Consider the following 18,572-nt stretch of genomic DNA (forward strand, 5'->3'; position numbering starts at 1 on the left):
AAGCCCTGAAATGGTCACTTATCGTATCGCTTACGTTTTTCTTTGCATTCCAACAGAGTGCGGCTCCCTAGCATTGGGTCCGAAAAGCGCAGTCAACAGACGTTCATGTTGATCCTTTACGGATGCATTTCTCACTGAACCATTCTAGTCTTTTTTGGATTCGGCCACATAGAGCTTATGAAGGAATTTTTCCATGTCTGATATTTCTGCCATGCATCCGATTTCGCGTCGTTCTCTTTTGAGTGGCATGGCCGCAACATCGGCGCTCTTATTGCTACATCCTTTTTCCGCGCGCGCAGCATCCAACCAGGCTCATTTACGGCTGATGGAAACGACCGACATCCATGTGAATGTTTTTCCCTATGATTATTACGCCGATAAGCCAAACGACACGATGGGGCTGGCCCGCACAGCGACGATCATGGATACAATTCGCGCTGAAGCCACCAACTCGCTCCTCATCGACAATGGCGACTTTCTCCAGGGCAATCCCATGGGAGATTACATGGCTTATCAGCGTGGAATGAAAGAAGGCGATGTCCACCCTGTTATCAAAGCCATGAATGTCTTGGGCTATGATGTGGGGACGCTCGGCAATCACGAGTTCAATTACGGTCTTGACTATATGTTCAATGTGGTCGGCGGGTCGAATTTTCCTTATGTCTGTGCAAATCTGACCAAAGGAAACCTGGCCAGCGATCCCAAGCAGGATGAGCTCTTCTTCAAGCCCTATGCCATCATTGAAAAGATTATCAAGGACGGTTCTGGCGCAGAAACTCCGATAAAGATCGGATTTATCGGTTTTGTGCCTCCTCAAATCATGTTGTGGGATGTCAAAAACCTCGAAGGAAAGGCTCAAACGCGCGATATCGTTGAAGCCGCAAAAGCTTGGGTGCCCGCGATGAAGGAAGAGGGTGCCGATATTATCGTTGCTTTATCTCACTCCGGCATCGATGGGGCACCTCTCGCCGATCGCATGGAAAATGCCTCACTCCACCTCGCGGGCGTGGAAGGCATCGACGCAATTTTTACCGGGCACCAGCATCTGGTTTTTCCGGGCCCGAAAAGCTGGGACGGTATTGCGGGTGTTGATCCAATCAAGGGAACATTGTCTGGAAAACCGGCTGTAATGGCGGGTTTCTGGGGTTCGCATCTTGGGCTGATCGACCTGCTGCTTGAAAAGGACGGCCAACGCTGGCGGATTGTTGATTTTACTGCGGAGGCTCGTCCAATTTACCATCGCGATGAGGCGAAGAAGGTTGTGGCGGATGTTGCCGATAAGGCCGAAGTTATTGATGCAGCCAAAGCAGAACATGAAGCAACGCTGAATTACGTTCGCACCCCGGTGGGTAAAACCTCCGCTCCGCTCTATTCCTATTTTGCCTTGGTTGCCGATGATCCTTCGGTTCAAGTCGTATCTCAGGCTCAGACCTGGTACATAAAGCAGATGCTCAAGGAAACGGAGTATAAGGACCTGCCCGTTTTATCCGCTGCCGCCCCATTCAAGGCAGGCGGGCGTGGTGGTGCAGACTACTATACCGATGTTCCTGCCGGAGATATAGCGATCAAGAATGTCGCTGATCTCTATCTTTATCCCAACACGGTGCAGGCGGTGGCAATCACTGGCGAGCAAGTCAAAAACTGGTTGGAAATGTCGGCGGGCATGTTCAATCACATACCGGCAGGATCGAAGGATGCGGCCCTGCTCAATGCGAACTTTCCGTCTTACAACTTCGATATTATCGATGGCGTTACTTATGAAATCGATTTGTCGCAGGAACGCAAGTTTGACAATGATGGCTTGCCGGTCAATCCGCAAGCCAACCGTATCCAGAACCTTCAATTTGACGGCAAGCCAATTGATCCGGCGCAGAAATTTGTTGTTGTCACGAATAATTATCGCGCAGGCGGAGGCGGAAAGTTCCCCGAGATTGCTGCAGATAAGGTGATCTTTGTAGCCCCGGATACAAACCGCGATGTCATTGTGCGTTATATCGTTGAAGAGGGGACGATCAATCCGTCAGCGGATGCCAATTGGACATTCAAAGCGCTTCCCGGCACCACAGTCACCTTCGAAAGCGGCCCCAAGGCGAAACAATTCCTTGGCGATCTAAAAAGCGTCAAGATTGAGGATGCCGGAGATGGTGCCGAGGGATTTGCCAAGTTTCGGCTTGTTTTGTGAGTGTATTCACAGATGCAGCTGCGTTGATGGTTACAAAATGAGCCGTTAGAACCCTCCCGCTTTAACGCTATCGGGAGGGTAGAATGCACCAAAATAATTTCGGAAAACGGGCGCGGCTTCTGTTTGCCAGTTCTGTAGGCACCATTATTGAATGGTACGATTTCTTTATCTTTGCCACCTGCGCGGTGCTGGTTTTTGACAAGGCATTCTTTCCGACAGCTGACCCAATGATAGGGGTTTTGCTCGGCCTCAGCACTTTTGCCATAGGTTTTATCGCCCGCCCGCTGGGTGGCATAATCTTCGGAGTTCTTGGGGATCGCATAGGACGCAAAAACGCGCTGGTTGTAAGTCTTGCCATGATGGGCGGAGCAACTTTCGCCATGGGTCTTCTGCCGACCTATGCGTCAGTTGGCGTTCTGGCGCCGGTCTTGCTGGTTGCGCTGCGTATCGTGCAAGGTGTCGCAGTGGGTGGCGAGGCAACGGGTGCCTTGTTGATCGTTGCTGAATCGATGCCCGGCAAACAGCGCGGGTTCTGGACAAGCTTTCCCATGGTTGGTGGTCCTGCTGCCAATGTGCTGGCGGCAGCTACGATAAGCTTCCTCACGATACGTTTTGGCGAACAGGCTTTTATCGATTGGGCCTGGCGGCTGCCCTTCCTCTTCTCGATCGTGCTGGTCATTCTGGGTTTCTGGATGCGCCGCCGGGTCGAAGAATCTCCTGCTTTCATCGAACTCGTCGAAAAGCGAAAGACGATACCGGCTGCGCCTTTTTCCGAAGCATTCAAGCACTTTAGCAAACCAATGGGACAGGTCTTTCTGGTCAAGACGGCCGAGAACACATTGTTTTACCTGTTCACGACATTCTTCCTGGTGCTGACGGTTCAGTTTCTTGGTTTAGCGCGATCAGTTGGCGTTGGAGCCCTGTTCTGGGGATCTGTTGCTGAAGTCATCGTGATTATGGTCGCGGCATATGCGTCGGATTGGTTTGGACGCAAGCCCTTGATGTTTATCGGCCTACTGGGCGGCCTGGCTGCGGGCGCTTATCTTTTCAGTCTGCCGCATGGTGTCGATCCGCAAACAGTATTGATGGCAACGCTGCTAACGCTCACATTCCACGGGATTATAGTTGGAAGCATGGCTCCGTTTTTTACCGAGTTGTTTCCGACGCATGTTCGCTACTCAGCCATGTCGATCAGTTATCAGGTCGCCTCGGTTGTCGGTGGCTCTGTTGCGCCCTTGATTGCAACCCTCTTGCTTAACGCAACAGGATCGCCGCATGCAGTCATTATCTATGCAGCAGTGATGGTAATTCCCGGCATTATTTGCGTGCTTTTGTCACGTGAGACGCGAGGGGTGGACCTGACGACGCTTTAGTCATCATCGGTCGAAGTCACTGCCGCATATTGCCCGTAATATGTTTCGAGCGCGGTGAGCCCGGCTTTCAAGTCGCGCGTTCCGTGCTCGCCCAGTCTGGCAAACAAGTCGGCCTCAAAATCGTAAGCGAGCTTGGCCAAATGCTCATAGGCTTTGAGGCCGGCAGCGGTGAGTTCCAGATGTTCGGTTCGCCGATCGGCCTCATCCCGGCGACGCTTCAGCCAACGGCGTTGCTCAAGAGAGAAAACCGCGCGACTGACTTTTGTTTTATGCATTGAAGAATGCAGCCCGATAGCAGTGGCAGTTTGAGCCCCAAATTGGCCAAGTGTCGCCAATGTGCGCCATTCAGGGCGCGTTAGGCCATATTGTTCACGGTACTGGCTGGAGAAACGTCTGCTGATCGTCTCTGCGGCCTTATTCAGCCTGTACGGTGTAAACTCCTCCAGAATGAGGGGAATGCGGTCCACTACTTTATTCGTCATGAGCAAAAAGCCTCTTTGTGATTGATAGTTACAAAAAATATCGTCACAAATGCAACTAAATTGATGGAGGTTCAACATGACCCTTAGTTACATGCCTGGCTTTGGAAATGATTTTGAAACAGAATCGCTTGCCGGGGCACTGCCTCAAGGACAAAACTCACCGCAACGTTGCGCTTATGGTCTTTATGCAGAGCAATTGTCCGGTTCTCCATTCACTGCGCCGAGGGGCATCAATGAGCGCTCCTGGCTTTATCGCATTCGCCCCTCGGTCAAGCATAGTGGTCGGTTCACACCCGTAAAGCGCGAGCATTGGAAGACAGCTCCCAACCTTGATGATCATGAACTGCCGATCGGCCAGTTGCGTTGGAACCCGACACCGATGCCGGGAAGCGCTGTAAACTTCATCGATAGCATTCGCACCATGACGACGGCGGGCGATGTTCATGGGCAGGCGGGTATGGCCGCACATGTCTACGCCTTCAATCAAGACATGGTGGATGACTATTTTTTCAATGCCGATGGAGAATTATTGCTCGTACCCGAGCAGGGAATGCTGAGCATCTTTACGGAAATGGGTATTATAGAAATAGAACCGAGCGAAATCTGCATCATTCCCCGCGGTATGATGTTCAAGGTTGCCGCACTCGACGGTGAAGCGCGCGGCTATATTTGCGAAAATTATGGCGCAAAGTTTTCACTGCCGGATCGCGGACCTATCGGCGCCAATTGTCTCGCCAATCCACGAGATTTTAAAACACCGATTGCCGCTTTCGAAGAGAAAGAAACACCGTGCCGCCTGCATGTAAAATGGTGCGGTAAATTCTACGAAACATTGCTTGGTCATTCTCCGCTGGATGTCGTAGCGTGGCACGGGAACTACGCGCCATATAAGTATGATCTGCGCACCTTTTCGCCCGTTGGTGCAATTCTATTTGATCACCCGGACCCATCCATCTTTACTGTGCTGACAGCGCCTTCTGGTGAAGAGGGAACGGCGAATGTTGATTTTGTAATATTCCCTCCACGTTGGCTTGTCGCGGAACATAGTTTCCGTCCCCCTTGGTATCATCGGAATATAATGTCGGAATTCATGGGGCTTATTTATGGGCAATATGATGCGAAGGAAGAGGGGTTTGTAGCGGGTGGCATGAGCTTGCATAATATGATGTTGGCGCATGGGCCGGACGCCATGGGCTTTAACAAGGCATCCACCGTCGAGTTGAAACCGCAGCGGTTGGAGAACACCATGGCGTTCATGTTCGAAACCCGGTTCCCGCAGCATCTCACGCGTTTTGCCGCAGAATTGGAAACGCTGCAGGATAATTATGCCGATTGCTGGTCGGGGCTTAAAAAGCGCTTCAACGGGACACCTGAAGGGGATTGGTCGGAATGAAATTGGCATCAATCAATAATGGCACGCGGGATGGCAAACTCGTTCTCGTGTCAAAGGATTTGGCGTATTATACTGACGCTTCCTTTCTCGCTCCGACATTGCAAGCGGCACTGGATGATTGGGCGCGAATTGCCCCGCATCTGCAAGCGCTCGCTACAAGTTTGGATCATGGCGCAGTGCCAACGATAAGATTCCATGAGCATGAGGCATTATCCCCGCTGCCTCGTGCCTATCAATGGGCGGATGGCTCAGCCTACGTCAATCATGTTGAACTGGTCCGGAAGGCTCGCTCTGCAGAAATGCCGGAAAGTTTTTGGACCGATCCGCTCATGTATCAAGGCGGATCGGACAGCTTTCTCAGCCCTCGGGATCCAATTCGCATGGCGGATGAGGCCTATGGTATCGACATGGAGGGTGAGGTTGCAGTCATCGTTGATGACGTGCCCATGGGTGCAACCATTGATGAAGCGCGTGATGCAATTCGCCTTTTGATGCTGGTCAATGACGTCAGTTTGCGGGGGCTGATATCGGCTGAACTGGGCAAAGGATTTGGCTTCTTTCAATCAAAGCCTTCTTCTGCCTTTTCTCCCGTAGCGGTGACGCCGGATGAATTGGGCGATGCCTGGGATGGAGGCAAAGTGCATCTGCCGCTGAGCGTTGATCTGAACGGCAAGCCCTTTGGCCGCGCAAATGCCGGGATCGACATGACATTCGATTTTCCAAAATTGATTGCTCATGCCGCAAAGACGAGACCATTATCTGCCGGCGCAATCATTGGTTCGGGTACCGTATCAAACAAGCTCGACGGCGGTCCGGGGAAATCGGTCGATGAAGGTGGTGCCGGATATTCATGCATCGCAGAGGTCCGCATGATTGAAACTATCAATAGCGGAACGCCACAAACGCCGTTCATGCGATTTGGCGATATTGTCCGCATCGAAATGCGCGATAGTCATGGGCACTCCATTTTTGGGGCAATCGAGCAAAAGGTCGAAAAGTATGAGCGCTGAGGCAACGCTTTACGATTATTGGCGCTCATCGGCCAGTTACCGTGTTCGCATTGCCCTCAACAGCCTCGGAATTCCTTACACAAGAATTTCGGTTGATTTGCTTCAGGCTGAACATAAGAGCCCTGAAAACCTGAGCCGGAACCCTCAAGGACTAGTGCCCACATTGGTTCTGGATGGTCATACATTTACCCAATCACTGGCAATCATCGAATATTTGAACGAGATTTTCCCGGAAACCGGGTTTCTCCCTGCCAATGCGTTGGGGCGGCAGCGCGTTCGCGCCTTGTCTTACGCAATTGCCATGGAAATCCATCCGGTTTGTAACATGAACGTCGCTGCGCACATTGTATCTTTAACCGGCGGCGGCGATGACGCGCGTACGAGCTGGATGCGAAAGTTTATTTCCGAGGGGCTGACCTCGTTTGAACGGATGCTGAACCATTCGGAAACTGGCATGTTCTGCCATGGTGACAAACCCGGAATGGCTGATTTCTGCCTTGTGCCCCAGGTTTATAATGCAAAACGCTGGGGAGCAGATATAGGCAATCTCGTACGCATTAACGAGATTGCCGGACGCTGCGGTGCATTACCTGCTTTTGCTGGCGCGCATCCTGATCAGGTGAAATAGGCGCGGCTATTCGGCGGCGTCCATCTTGATGACGCCGCGCCGGATCTGGTCCTCCTCGATCGATTCGAAAAGCGCCCGGAAATTGCCTTCGCCAAAACCTTCATCACCCTTGCGCTGGATGAACTCGAAGAAGATCGGACCGATCACTGTTTTAGAGAATATTTGCAGCAATATCTTTGTCATGCCGCCATCGACAACGCCTTCGCCGTCGATGAGGATGCCGTGCTTTCTCATCCGGTCCAATGGTTCATCATGGCCGTTCACGCGTTCATGCGATTTTTCGTAGTAAGTATCCGGTGGGCCCGGCATGAACTTCAAGCCATTCTGGTCGAGCCGGTCCGTAGCGTCATAAATTGCTTCCGTGCCAACAGCGATATGCTGGATGCCTTCGCCCTTATATTTGCGTAAGTATTCCTCAATCTGGCTTTTGTCGTCGGTTGATTCATTCAATGGAATACGGATTTTACCGCAAGGTGACGTGATCGCCCGCGAGACAAGGCCGGTAAACTTACCGGCTATGTCGAAAAAATGAATTTGTTTGAAGCCGAAAAGCTCGCGATAGAACGCCCACCATTTATCCATATTGCCGCGATAGACATTATGGGTCAGGTGATCGAGATAATAAAAACCAACGCCTTCCGGTTTTGGATCGCGCTCATCCAGCCAGTTAAACTCCGCATCATAGACCGAGCCGCTTTCCCCATAAGTATCGACAAAATAGAGCATCGAACCGCCAATGCCGACAATGGCTGGCACGTCAATTGTCTTGTCGTCTCCTTCATAAGGAGTAGCGCCCTTCGCGACCGCATGATCAAAGGCGTGCTGTGCATTGACCACGCGCCAAGCCATGGAGGGCGCGCAGGGGCCATGTTCTTCGACAAATTTCATGGCGTGTGATCCGGGCTCTGCATTCAGCAGATAGTTGATATCGCCCTGACGCCAGACGGTGATGTTCTTGGTTTTATGCCGGGCAACAGGCACATAGCCCATGCGTGTGAACAGCTCTTCGAGCTTTTCAGGTTCCGGATGTGCAAACTCCACAAACTCAAACCCGTCTGTTCCTGCCGGGTTTTCATTGCTGATTGTTGCCTTTGGCGCATCGTGCGGAAACGGACCCATTTTATCCTCCATTTGTTGCGAGGATTATCGCGCAAATCACCCGCAATGTGTTTGCATTTTTGCGCTTGAATAGGCTATGATATGCAAGATATGTGCATACTAACTAAAAATGGTGCATGATTGGAACATATTGATACTGCAGACCGCAAAATACTCTCCTGCCTTCAGGAGGACGGGAGACTCACGAATAATGAATTGTCGGAGAGAATTAATCTGTCTCCCTCGCAATGTTCACGCCGACGAACGCGGCTGGAGGAGGAAGGATTTATTCGTGGGTATCGCGCTGAAATTGATCGTGAAAAACTTGGGCTTGGGATTGTCAACATAATTTCAGTTACGCTTGCCACGCATAATCGTGACAATGCCCGGCGCTTCTCTGATCTTATTTCCAGGCTGCCGCAAGTGATGGAAGCCCACGCGCTGACCGGTGAGATGGATTATTTCATTAAGGTCGTCACGCCGGATTTGCGGGCATTGTCAGCATTCGTCAATGAAGTATTGCTGCCTCATGAATCGGTGCAGAATGTAAAGACGGCGATCGTTCTGGAAACGCTTAAGGAAGACGGGCGTCTACCCATATAGGCTTATCGGCTGATTGCAGTCGTCATCAGTTTGCTGCATCATCCTTATGACGGATCATAACGTTAAGGATGGGAACATCACCTGACAGAATCGCAAGGTTTTAGCGCATCATTTCGTATTCTTCATTGGCTTATTGCGATGCTGGTCTTCGCAGTATGGCCTCTCGGTCTGCTACTCAAATATTTCAAGGATGATGTAAAACTCGACTTCTACCTTCTGCATGAATCCTTCGGGTTTCTGGTGCTTTGGCTCATGCTGCTGCGGTTGGGAATACGGTTGATCCAGGGCCGACCCGCGCACGAGACAGATTGGACGGGCACAGTATCAGCAATTGTTCATTGGTTATTGTACTTTGCGCTGATCCTCATGCCCATCAGTGGTTTTCTTGCCACCAATGCGCACGGCTTTCCGCTCCGTTGGTTTGGGTTTCTTCCGGTGTGGAGTCCAATCGGCCGCGAGCCGCAGATCGCCCCTGTTTTTAGTGTGATCCATGCGGCGACCGCGTGGTTAATTCTCGTACTTGTCGCCCTTCATATTGCGGGCGCGCTTTTCCATCGAATGATCCGCAAAGACGATGTTTTTCAGCGCATGCTTTGAGGCAGCGCAAGCACATCGGAATGCCCGACACGACATTTTGCCGTCGTCGTTTGTGCGACACGAAATTCACGCCATTGGTTGATTTTGGTCAGGCCTACCATGCCGGTCTCGGCGACTGCAGAGGCCATTCCATCGACGAATAGTCGGTGTAGTTCGATGGCAGTTTTGTCGATAAGCCAATCGCTTTGTGCAATTTCAACCCTGTAGCCCGACCTGCTGAGCGCCGCTGCAAGAGCGTGTGTCGAGCGAGGACCGAGGGCAGGGCCAAATCCCTTGTCTGAATTTTGGTGATGATTGAATGACCGGACCATCAGTTCGTCATCGGTATGAGAAATGCTGAACGAAATCTCTCCCGTGTAATTCAACGCAGCGTATAGTCCGCTTCTCAATTTGACGAGGCGGTCAGCCAGATCGTCTACGAATTCTTGTGAACATAGATCAAAGAGCGCTGACGCACTGACAAGATCGGCTTTATCAAGTGACAGCGATGCCAGATCGTTCAGGTTGCTATGCTGATACGCAACGTTGTTGTCTTGTGCGTGACGCCGGGCGGCTTCCTGCAATAATTTTTCGTCAAGATCGATCAAGCGCCATTGGGCGTCAGGTGCGTATGGCGCCATGGCACGAAAGGTCGATCCTGTCCCGCTGCCAAGGTCCAGTATTGTTCGCCGCTGTGCACCTTGAACAAATCTCGCGGCCTTTTCCAGCAAGGTTTGATCACGAGCCTGTTGGTCCAAAGGTTCGCGCAGATCGAGCCAGTTGAGATCAAATCCGCTCATCCGCCGCCTTTATCAGTGCTGCCGAGATCAATTTTGCGGTGTCGGCCCATTCGGGCAGCATTTTGCCATGGCCGTATGCAGCCTCTGCCATTTGATCTGACAGTTCCTTGTCTTTGAGCACCAGCCTCAAAGCATCAGCAAATGCGTCAGGATCGTCTGCAGGCACGAGTATACCAGCATCGCTGGGCACAACGTCCGGTACAGAACCGGCATGGCAGGCAATGATGGGAAGGCCATGCGACAAAGCCTCGGCAAAGACCATGCCGTAGCCTTCATAGCGGCTTGCCAGCGCGAAAATATCAGCACGTGCCAGTTCGCTGCGCGTGTCATCGACCTGTCCGGCCAAGATAATTCGATCAGTAAGCTGGTTGTCAATCATCTGCTGTTGAAGCGCCGCGTCATAGACAACATCCATGGTCCGGCTGCCAATAATTTTGCATTCCCAAGCAAGGTCCGCAATTTTCGCCAGTGCGCCTATAAGCACGTCATGGCCTTTGCGCGGTATCAGGGAACCGACACTCAAAATTTGCGGAACCTCGGAGTTTCGTTTCGCACGAATGCCCCGTTCTGTGCCGGGAATAGCGACCACGATACGATCGAGCGGAACGTCGTAATCGCTGACAAGTTGCTGTCGCGTCGCCGAGGACGTTACCACTACGCTTTTCGCATAAGCTAAAGCGTCTCGCTCAGATTTCATGAGTGAGATCTGTTTTTGCGGCGGCATATTGCCTTCGGACGCAAGCGGGTGATGGACGAGCGCCACTAGATTGAGTTTCGTTGCCAGTCGCGAGGCAATCCGGTCGAAAGTGCCATAGGCCAAACCATCGATCATCACGAGCGCGTCTTTTGCCAATGCGCCGAGGGTCTCTTCAGCCTGCCGAAGCGTTTCATTACTCGGAAAAGGAAAGCTGTCCCCAAGTGGAACGGGGTTGACCTGCCATCCAAGCTTTTGCAATTGCGAAATTATCTGGCGATCATAGCCGTAGCCGCCGGTCTTTGCTTCAAGATCGCCTGGATAGGCAAAATGGACCGAACGGGTCAAAGGTCTGCCTCATACCATCCGCGAGCAACATGCGACTCATTGAGAAGCACTCGAATCTTGCAGATACGCGCACTTCCTTTGCCGAATTCTCCCGATTGAACTGCCACTGAAAGCTGGTCGAATATATGTTTTGCGAGAACCTCGGTCGTTGTAATCTTGCCGGAAAAGACCTCCATTTCGTCAAGGTTCTGATAGTTGAGAGGCTTCAAAATCTTTGACAATACCGACGTGGCCAATCCGATATCGACTGCCAGACCATCCTCATCCAGTTCCTTGGTAAAAAATGCAGCATCAACAATGAATGTTGCACCATGCATTGCTTGAGCCGGGCCGAAAACCGGTCGCGGCAGACTATGAGCAATCATAATGTGATCGCGAACTTCAATGGCAAACATGGATATTCCTTCTGGAAAGTTCAGTAGACGATGCGATGACAAAGGGTGGAAGGCGAGGCGATAATTTCGGCATAATTTCGATCAAGCGCATCGAACGCAGTTTCTCCTGAGAACAACGCGTCGAATCTGTGATCTGTTAGCAGCGACATTGCAGCATTGAGACGCTTTGCAAAGGTCCAGCGCGATCGCCGTGCATTGCTGATGCCACCAACTTGCGAGCTGGTAATGGAAAGACGCTTGGAGTGGAATTGCCTTCCGAGATTGATCTCGACTTTTTTGTCGCCATACCAGCTGGCTTCCACAATTCGCCCTTCATATCCAGCGCATTCAAGTGCTTGGTTAAGAGCGGCAGAAGAGGCAGAAGCGTTGATCACGACATCGCAATCGCGGGGCGCGGCATCGGGGAAAGCGAAAGTTATTCCAAGGTTCGTAGCGACCGTCTTTCGCTTGGGATTTATGTCGAGGAGCGTGGTTTCAGTTCCAATAATTCCAGTGGCAAGATAAGCTGCAAGCATCCCAACGACACCGCCGCCAAATATGGCGACGCGATCTCCCGGCAAAATTCCGGCATCCCAGATTATGTTGAGAGCAGTTTCCATATTGGCTGCGAGCACAGCCCGTTCGGCAGGTACAGCGTTCGGAATAACATGTATGTCTGCTGACTTTGCCAAAAAATGCGTTTGGTGCGGGTGGAGACAAAACACCGTACGACCGAGCAATTCCTTTGGCCCATCTTGAACATCGCCAACGATGGAATATCCATATTTTATGGGAAAGGCGAACGACCCTTCCTGGTGCGGGCAGGTCATATTCTGATATTCACTTGTCGGCACCCGACCATTGAACACAAGCGACTCCGTACCACGGCTTATCGCGCCAAAACGCGCTTGTACGAGCACTTCGTCGCTCTTCATCGGTGGCAATATTTCGGTTCGAAATGCGCAAATGCCCTGTCGTTCAATCCATAAAGCACGGGACGTTCCGTGTGGGCAGTCTTGCTTCATGGTGCTTGTCCATCCCTCTGTGTCCGCTCAAATTAGTCATTCGCAGTGCCGGATAAAAGGCTGTAACCGCCAGATCGTCACTTTTTATTGAAGGTTTTAAATTTGCCCTGATGTTGCAGATTAATCGTAGTCAGCTAATGCTGAGTGCGGAGCGTATAATGACAATCTTATCGGAAGACAGTTTTCAGAAAACCTATCACGGAAACGACAAGCTTCCCAAGACATTAGGCGTGGCACACAGCGTCAACCCTGCGCAATTTCCGCAACTTCTGAGAAGCGCGATTATCGCCCTGCTGCTCGTTGGAAGCTTCGTGGCTGGAACCTCTATCTGGTTAGTGTTCAACAGTGATCTCGACTGGATTTTTTGTCTGTTTGCCATTGCTGCTTATGTCTTTTCCGGCACGCTTGTACTGACCAAATTGAAAACTCACCCTTACGCGCATTTTGGTGCGGCCAATGCCATAACCACCATAAGAGCAGGGATAAGCTGTTTGATAGGCGGGGCCTTGTTTGAAGCGGAGTGGCTGATGGAATCAAGGATGATCCTAGCATTGCTTGGCATTGCCGCTGTCGCATTATGTCTCGATGGAATTGACGGCTACATTGCTCGCCGCTCCCGCATGAACTCCGAATTCGGCGCGCGCTACGATATGGAAGTCGATGCGGCGCTGATCCTTTGCCTGTCAATCCTGGCATTCTTGTTCGGCAAGGCAGGCTGGTGGGTCATGATAATTGGCGGCATGCGCTATGTGTTTGTTGCGGCACAGTATTTGGATGGCCGGCTTCGGGGAGCGCTGATGCCTTCGCTGAGAAGGCAGGCAATTTGCGTGTTACAGATAGTTTCTCTTGGCATAATTCTTTTGCCGGCCATTCAACCGCCCATTTCAACGGCAATTGCAGCGCTTAGCCTTGCAGCGTTGAGCTACTCTTTCGGTTGCGATGTTTTGCATCTATTCCTGCAGGCGCAAGCGCACTCTACCTTCGTCGAGAGGTCGACCAGATGAACAATGCCAGACCGGGCAAAGTTCCCAATGTTACGATTGCACCATATAAAACACTTGCAGCAATGCCTTGATCGCCAGTCAATCCGAGTAGAGGCCATAGGACAGCTGCGGCTGCCTCCCGTGTTCCCCAGCCACCGACCGTTATAGGAAAAACCATGGTTAAAAGGCACAGCGGGATTGCTGTAATCAAACCGATAAGCGGTAGTGGAGCGCCGATAGCGACAGATGCCATGGCAAAGACTGCAATATAGCTGATGACGATCGTCAGGCTGAGAACACCCTGAACCAGCCACGCATAGGGAAGACCATAGCAGACGGTGATACTTCGGCCGATTTTGCGGATGAAATTACGCCACCACAATGATCCGGAAAGCCATATCAGCAACGAAACGGTGGCTATGACAATCAAAGCGCCAATAGCCGCAAGCACCAATGCCAACGCCTCGGACGGTCTCAACTCTGCATCAAGGAAAGGCCATAGGATGAAACCTAATCCGCCTACGAAAAACAACGCGATTTGTCCCGCAAATCGTTCCAGCAGAACCGCCAGAACCGGGATGCTCCATTTCCTGTCTGCCGAACGGCTGCGTGCGGCGCGCATCATGTCGCCCACAACGCCGCCAGGCAGCACCATATTCAGGAATGATCCAAGGTAATAGTCAGCGATGGCGCTGGCTGGTGGAAGCGGATGATCCAATTGAGCCGCCGTATAGCACCAACGAAGCGCAGACAATATTATCTGGATTTGTATGAGGCAGAGTCCGAGAAAAACGAGTTCCAGCCTTGCATTGCCCAGGCTGGCAAGGATTGCATCCGTGTTAGATACGGAAAACACCGTCACCAACAATATTATGCCAAATATCGGTGTGAAAAAATTTCTATATGTGCCGGACGTCATGAGCCAGTATCGCCCTCAATCAAGATGGTCGTGGCTGGACACCTGCATAAGAGGAAGGCTCGTATTGAATTTATGAAGTATCGCACGATTATCGGGTTCATGTACAAAGCTGCGGAACGGCTCCGGATGGTGTTCGCAATTGCCGGCCTCCTGCTCATATTAAACTTGCCCGACAATCCCGCAGATTTGGGCGTGGAGCACTTCATCAAACTGCCAATCGAATTGTTGGGCGTTGTCCTTTTATTGACCGCCACGCGAGGCAAATATTTCCAGTCTGCCCGGTTGGCGGTTACAATGATTTTGGCATCGGTGCTGGTGCTTAAACTCGCAGACATGGCAACTTATACGGCTTTTTCACGCCAATTTAACCCGTTGTTTGATGCAAAACTATTATTTGACGGCTGGATTGTGCTTAACGCAACATTGGGAGCGATTCAGGCTTTTTTCCTGGTGTCTGCAACTTTGCTCTGCCTGATATTGACCATCGCTCTTGTTTATTGGTCATTAGGTGCGTTCCAATCAGCAGGTGGCCGCCGCCCGATGGCGCTCGTATCAGGCCTATGTCTGCTGGTGATTCCCGCTATTGCCTCATATCATCCGAACAATAAGTTCATCGAAACACGAACGATAAAGCTGATCGTAGATCGTGTCGCGCTTGTCGAAAAATCTTGGAGGGACAGGCACGAATTTGCAGCTTTGCTCGGCAGCGATCCCATAGCGGATATTCCGCAAAATGGGCGCTTTGAGGCATTGAAAGGCAAGGACGTAGTTGTAATCTTCATTGAGTCCTATGGTGAAAGCGTAATACGCGATCCGAATTACTCGAAGCTGACAGAAAAGCGATTGGCACAGGTTGAGCAGCAGATTTCGGCTGCGGGATTGACGTCGAGGAGCAGTTGGCTGGTGTCACCAACATCGGGTGGGTTGAGCTGGCTCGCCCACGGAACGTTGCTGTCCGGTGTTTGGGTCGACAGCCAGCAACGTTATGACCAACTGATCGCCAGTGAACGGCCAAGTTTGAATTTGCTCTTTAAGCAGGCAGGTTGGCGCAGTGTCGCCGTGATGCCAGCCATTACGATGGATTGGCCGGAAAGCGATTATTTCCGCTATGACAAGGTCTATGCTGCAAATAATCTCGGCTATCATGGCAAGCCATTCAATTGGGTGACCATGCCGGATCAATACACACTTTCAGCCTTTCAGAAATTTGAGCGTGCCGGTCCACACAGCCCTGTCATGGCTGAGATCGCGCTTATTTCCAGTCATGCACCTTGGATCCCGATCCCAAAATTGATTGATTGGTCTGCAATCGGCGATGGGTTGATCTTCAATGAACAGGCGGTTGCGGGCGATGCGCCGGAAGTTGTCTGGCAGGATCAGGAGCGGGTTCGGACGCAATATGCGAGTTCGATCGACTATACGCTCGAAACATTGGGGTCTTACATGGCGAAGTATGGAAGCAATACAGTTTTCATATTGCTTGGCGATCATCAACCGGCGCCGATTATCACGGGAAATGGTGCTTCTCGCGCGGTGCCTGTTCACATCGTTTCCGATGATCCAGCTTTACTGGAAAGGCTCGATCCGAAAAAATGGAATCCGGGCATGACCCCGGGAAATCAGCAGGCGGAGCCTATGGATGGATTTCGTCAGGAGTTGCTCCGCGAATTCAGCAATCCAGCTTAACGTGTATCAGAATGTACTGCAGAGATTAGCCAGCAATACTGCAAGGGCGACACCCACACCCAAGACTGTCAGATATCTGATTGGACATGAGTTACATGACCAAGCGGATTCATCATCCTCGTTCAGGTCTTCATATTCCGAGATATTGCTCGTTTTTTCCATTCTGCGTTCCCCGTGCAGTTCTGGCTTGGCTCTACCTTAGCTGCACAACAGGTTTATGACGAGAGCTGTTGTTTCATTTTTTTGTGGGAAGTAGATTTGGATTCTGATCCGTTGCTGCAAAGCAACGTTGAACCAATTCTGCCTAAGGAGCCGCCTTGATCGCCCACTTATCAATAATAACAGCTGCAAAGCTGGGTTAGACAGGTTTTCTTATCCAAAAATAGCATTGAGCGCGAAACAATCCCATTGCTGGCTTGACGAAGGCGTCTTTTCCTTTGCACGTCACTCAGCGTAAGCAATTAATGTGGTGATGAAGAAATGCCTCGAATACTCTGCGTCGGCGCTCTGACTTTGGATACGATTTTCCAGCTGAAGCAACTGCCCCCGGGCCCGGGCAAATTCATTCCTGTCCAAGCGGTTGAAGTTGCTGCCGGGATGGCCTCAAGCGCAGCTGCAAGCATCGCGCGGCTTGGCGGAAACGTCTCGCTCTGGGCATCGGCGGGGCAAGACGCCGTTGGTGATCGTATTGTCGCTGAGCTTGAATCAGAAGGGGTGGACTGCACCCACGTGCGCCGGATTGCCGGCGCGCGCTCAGCCTTTTCATCAATTTTTGTGGATCAGGATGGGGAGAGAATGATCGTACCGTTTTACGATCCGGCTTTGCTGGCAACGCCAGATGTTTTGCCGCCTCTTTCCCGTGAGACCTTCGATGTCGTCATGACAGATGTTCGTTGGCCCTTGGGTGCTGCACTGGCGTTAAAAACTGCGCAATCTGCTGGTGTTCACGCCGTGCTGGATGCCGATACTGCACCCCTTGAAACGCTGGAAATGCTCCTTCCGCTCGCCACCCATATCGTTGCTTCGGAACCGGCAGCAGAGCTGGTTACGGGTGAAAGCGATCTGGAAAGCGCAGTCATAGCGCTGGCTGCGCGCTATGGTCGAGCGGGTGCTTTCATCGCAGTTACCGGCGGAAACAAAGGTTCTTTCTGGTTTGATAGTGCAAGCGGGACCGTTCGTAGCCAGCAGGCGTTCAAAGTGCCGGTTGTTGATACATTGGCCGCTGGCGACGTTTTCCATGGCGCTTTCGCTTGGGGGCTCGCGCAAGGCTGGCAAATCGAAGCGGTCATGCAATTTGCAAGCGCCGCAGCCGCAATCAAATGCACCCGATTCGGCGGGCGGCAAGGTGCTCCAACCCGTGCGGAAGTTCAGACCTTTCTATCCCAGACCACATGAAACAGCTTGCATGACCTCTCATATTGATAGTGATTACTGGTTGACTATCAACTAACATGTTAGTATGTGTCTACTCCTGTTCTGGGGAGAAGGTACTTGGCTAAACTCGATAGATTTGGACTTTCAGCTGCATTGGCAACGCCTTTTGATGCCGACATGCGCATTGATATTGATGCGGCGATCAACCATGCCAGGAACTGCCTGGAAAATGGATGCAGCAGCGTTACATTATTCGGCACGACGGGCGAGGGATCGTCGATCAGCAATGAAGAAAGATCGGCAATGCTCGGGGCTTTTCTCAAGTCCGATATAGCGCCGGAACAAATTGTTGTCGGCGTTATGGCAAATTCCTACATAGACGCAGCGTTGCAATCACTTGAAGCGCTGGACGCAGGTTGCCGCAATGTTTTGCTGGCGCCCCCGTCTTACTTCAAAAATATAAGCGATGATGGATTGTTCAATTGGTTCTCCGCAGTTTTTGCCGAAATCGGCAGTTCTGCACGGGGCGTCATCCTTTACAATATTCCGTCCGTAACGGCAGTTGAGATCTCGGTTGATCTGGTTTCGCGTTTGCGCGAGGCTTTCCCGGGCGTGATTGCTGGCGTCAAAGATTCGTCGGGAAATTGGCCATTTACCGAATCCCTGCTGGCAAAGCACAATGATCTGGCCATCTTAATTGGTGATGAGCGGGGATTGGCTGCGGGCGTTCGGATGGGCGGGCAGGGGGCGATATCCGGTCTTGCCAATATTTATGCCCACCGGCTTTTGCCCATGGTGTTTGAGGGGCGGGATGATGCCGATGTGGTTGAGGCTGTAAACCAGATTGTGGCATTTCCGGTCATTCCGGCCGTAAAGGCTCTTATTGCTCACCAGAGTGGCGATGAAAATTGGCGCAGGGCGCGGGCTCCGCTTCGTAGTTTGTCCGACTCAGACTATGGACGTTTGATCTCAACCTTGGATCGATTGTTTAAATCTGCGGCAGCATAATAAAGGGGTAGTCCAG

The 18,572-nt window shown here is 51.6% G+C and carries 18 protein-coding genes; 11 read left to right on the plus strand and 7 right to left on the minus strand.

The features are described from left to right. Positions 1-193 precede the first annotated feature (193 nt). Complete coding sequence (locus V9K92_RS21460; protein ID WP_337354909.1) at positions 194-2,182, plus strand: bifunctional 2',3'-cyclic-nucleotide 2'-phosphodiesterase/3'-nucleotidase; 1,989 nt, start codon at positions 194-196, stop codon at positions 2,180-2,182. 83 nt (positions 2,183-2,265) lie between these two features. Then, positions 2,266-3,555, plus strand: coding sequence for an MFS transporter (locus tag V9K92_RS21465; protein ID WP_337354910.1), 1,290 nt, complete (start codon positions 2,266-2,268; stop codon positions 3,553-3,555). On the opposite strand, the gene V9K92_RS21470 is transcribed toward V9K92_RS21465, so the two are convergent. Then, entirely contained in the window at positions 3,552-4,037 is a 486-nt protein-coding gene (locus V9K92_RS21470; RefSeq protein ID WP_115053398.1) for a MarR family winged helix-turn-helix transcriptional regulator, read from the minus strand. The genes V9K92_RS21465 and V9K92_RS21470 overlap by 4 nt on opposite strands. 76 nt (positions 4,038-4,113) lie before the next feature. On the opposite strand from V9K92_RS21470, the gene hmgA reads away from it, so the two are divergent. From hmgA to maiA, 3 genes are read left to right on the plus strand one after another with little or no spacing between them, the layout of a single operon-like run. Next, positions 4,114-5,430 (plus strand): homogentisate 1,2-dioxygenase, encoded by a 1,317-nt coding sequence (gene hmgA / locus V9K92_RS21475; RefSeq protein ID WP_337354911.1) that lies wholly within the window; start codon positions 4,114-4,116, stop codon positions 5,428-5,430. After that, the gene (locus V9K92_RS21480; RefSeq protein WP_337354912.1) at positions 5,427-6,440 is read left to right on the plus strand and encodes a fumarylacetoacetate hydrolase family protein; all 1,014 of its coding nucleotides are present in this window, start codon (positions 5,427-5,429) and stop codon (positions 6,438-6,440) included. Before hmgA ends, V9K92_RS21480 begins: the two co-directional genes overlap by 4 nt. Further along, on the plus strand, positions 6,430-7,068 hold the full coding sequence (gene maiA, locus V9K92_RS21485) for a maleylacetoacetate isomerase (RefSeq protein WP_337354913.1): 639 nt from the start codon (positions 6,430-6,432) through the stop codon (positions 7,066-7,068). Before V9K92_RS21480 ends, maiA begins: the two co-directional genes overlap by 11 nt. A gap of 6 nt (positions 7,069-7,074) precedes the next feature. On the opposite strand, the gene hppD is transcribed toward maiA, so the two are convergent. Continuing rightward, positions 7,075-8,187 (minus strand): 4-hydroxyphenylpyruvate dioxygenase, encoded by a 1,113-nt coding sequence (gene hppD, locus V9K92_RS21490; RefSeq protein ID WP_115053402.1) that lies wholly within the window; start codon positions 8,185-8,187, stop codon positions 7,075-7,077. A gap of 120 nt (positions 8,188-8,307) precedes the next feature. Between hppD and V9K92_RS21495 the strand changes: the two genes are divergently transcribed. Together V9K92_RS21495 and V9K92_RS21500 are read left to right on the plus strand one after the other, a co-directional pair. Further along, positions 8,308-8,769, plus strand: a complete 462-nt coding sequence (locus V9K92_RS21495) for an Lrp/AsnC family transcriptional regulator (RefSeq protein WP_115053403.1) — start codon at positions 8,308-8,310, stop codon at positions 8,767-8,769. A gap of 138 nt (positions 8,770-8,907) precedes the next feature. Next, complete coding sequence (locus V9K92_RS21500; protein ID WP_337354914.1) at positions 8,908-9,366, plus strand: cytochrome b; 459 nt, start codon at positions 8,908-8,910, stop codon at positions 9,364-9,366. On the opposite strand, the gene V9K92_RS21505 is transcribed toward V9K92_RS21500, so the two are convergent. Genes V9K92_RS21505 through V9K92_RS21520 form a run of 4 tightly spaced genes read right to left on the minus strand, consistent with a single transcriptional unit; the run spans position 9,351 to position 12,586 of the window. Continuing rightward, complete coding sequence (locus tag V9K92_RS21505) at positions 9,351-10,145, minus strand: class I SAM-dependent methyltransferase (protein ID WP_337354915.1); 795 nt, start codon at positions 10,143-10,145, stop codon at positions 9,351-9,353. The two genes, V9K92_RS21500 and V9K92_RS21505, sit on opposite strands and share 16 nt — an antisense overlap. Beyond that, positions 10,132-11,187 carry a glycosyltransferase family 4 protein gene (locus V9K92_RS21510; protein ID WP_337354916.1) on the minus strand — a complete coding sequence of 352 codons (1,056 nt, stop codon included), beginning with the start codon at positions 11,185-11,187 and terminating at the stop codon, positions 10,132-10,134. The genes V9K92_RS21505 and V9K92_RS21510 overlap by 14 nt, the downstream gene beginning before the upstream one ends. After that, positions 11,184-11,582 carry a 6-pyruvoyl trahydropterin synthase family protein gene (locus V9K92_RS21515; protein WP_337354917.1) on the minus strand — a complete coding sequence of 133 codons (399 nt, stop codon included), beginning with the start codon at positions 11,580-11,582 and terminating at the stop codon, positions 11,184-11,186. Before V9K92_RS21515 ends, V9K92_RS21510 begins: the two co-directional genes overlap by 4 nt. Before the next feature lie 20 nt (positions 11,583-11,602). Then, positions 11,603-12,586: a zinc-dependent alcohol dehydrogenase gene (locus V9K92_RS21520; RefSeq protein WP_337354918.1), complete on the minus strand. Its 984-nt coding sequence runs from the start codon at positions 12,584-12,586 to the stop codon at positions 11,603-11,605. A 158-nt stretch (positions 12,587-12,744) separates the two neighbouring features. Here V9K92_RS21520 and V9K92_RS21525 point away from each other — a divergent pair, with 158 nt between their 5' ends. Beyond that, positions 12,745-13,590, plus strand: coding sequence for a CDP-alcohol phosphatidyltransferase family protein (locus tag V9K92_RS21525; protein WP_337354919.1), 846 nt, complete (start codon positions 12,745-12,747; stop codon positions 13,588-13,590). Here the strand turns inward: V9K92_RS21525 and V9K92_RS21530 are convergent. Then, on the minus strand, positions 13,562-14,488 hold the full coding sequence (locus V9K92_RS21530) for a lysylphosphatidylglycerol synthase transmembrane domain-containing protein (protein ID WP_337354920.1): 927 nt from the start codon (positions 14,486-14,488) through the stop codon (positions 13,562-13,564). The two genes, V9K92_RS21525 and V9K92_RS21530, sit on opposite strands and share 29 nt — an antisense overlap. 72 nt (positions 14,489-14,560) lie before the next feature. Here V9K92_RS21530 and V9K92_RS21535 point away from each other — a divergent pair, with 72 nt between their 5' ends. The 3 genes from V9K92_RS21535 to V9K92_RS21545 all read left to right on the plus strand — a co-directional run bounded on the left by V9K92_RS21535 (position 14,561) and on the right by V9K92_RS21545 (position 18,556). Next, the gene (locus V9K92_RS21535) at positions 14,561-16,174 is read left to right on the plus strand and encodes a sulfatase (RefSeq protein WP_337354921.1); all 1,614 of its coding nucleotides are present in this window, start codon (positions 14,561-14,563) and stop codon (positions 16,172-16,174) included. Between the two features lie 480 nt (positions 16,175-16,654). Then, positions 16,655-17,569, plus strand: coding sequence for a PfkB family carbohydrate kinase (locus V9K92_RS21540; protein WP_337354922.1), 915 nt, complete (start codon positions 16,655-16,657; stop codon positions 17,567-17,569). 96 nt (positions 17,570-17,665) lie between these two features. Beyond that, positions 17,666-18,556: a dihydrodipicolinate synthase family protein gene (locus tag V9K92_RS21545; RefSeq protein WP_337354923.1), complete on the plus strand. Its 891-nt coding sequence runs from the start codon at positions 17,666-17,668 to the stop codon at positions 18,554-18,556. Positions 18,557-18,572: the final 16 nt, after the last annotated feature.

Origin of the sequence: Phyllobacterium sp. CCNWLW109 (genome assembly GCF_037203905.1) — a bacterium.
Classification (GTDB): domain Bacteria; phylum Pseudomonadota; class Alphaproteobacteria; order Rhizobiales; family Rhizobiaceae; genus Phyllobacterium; species Phyllobacterium ifriqiyense.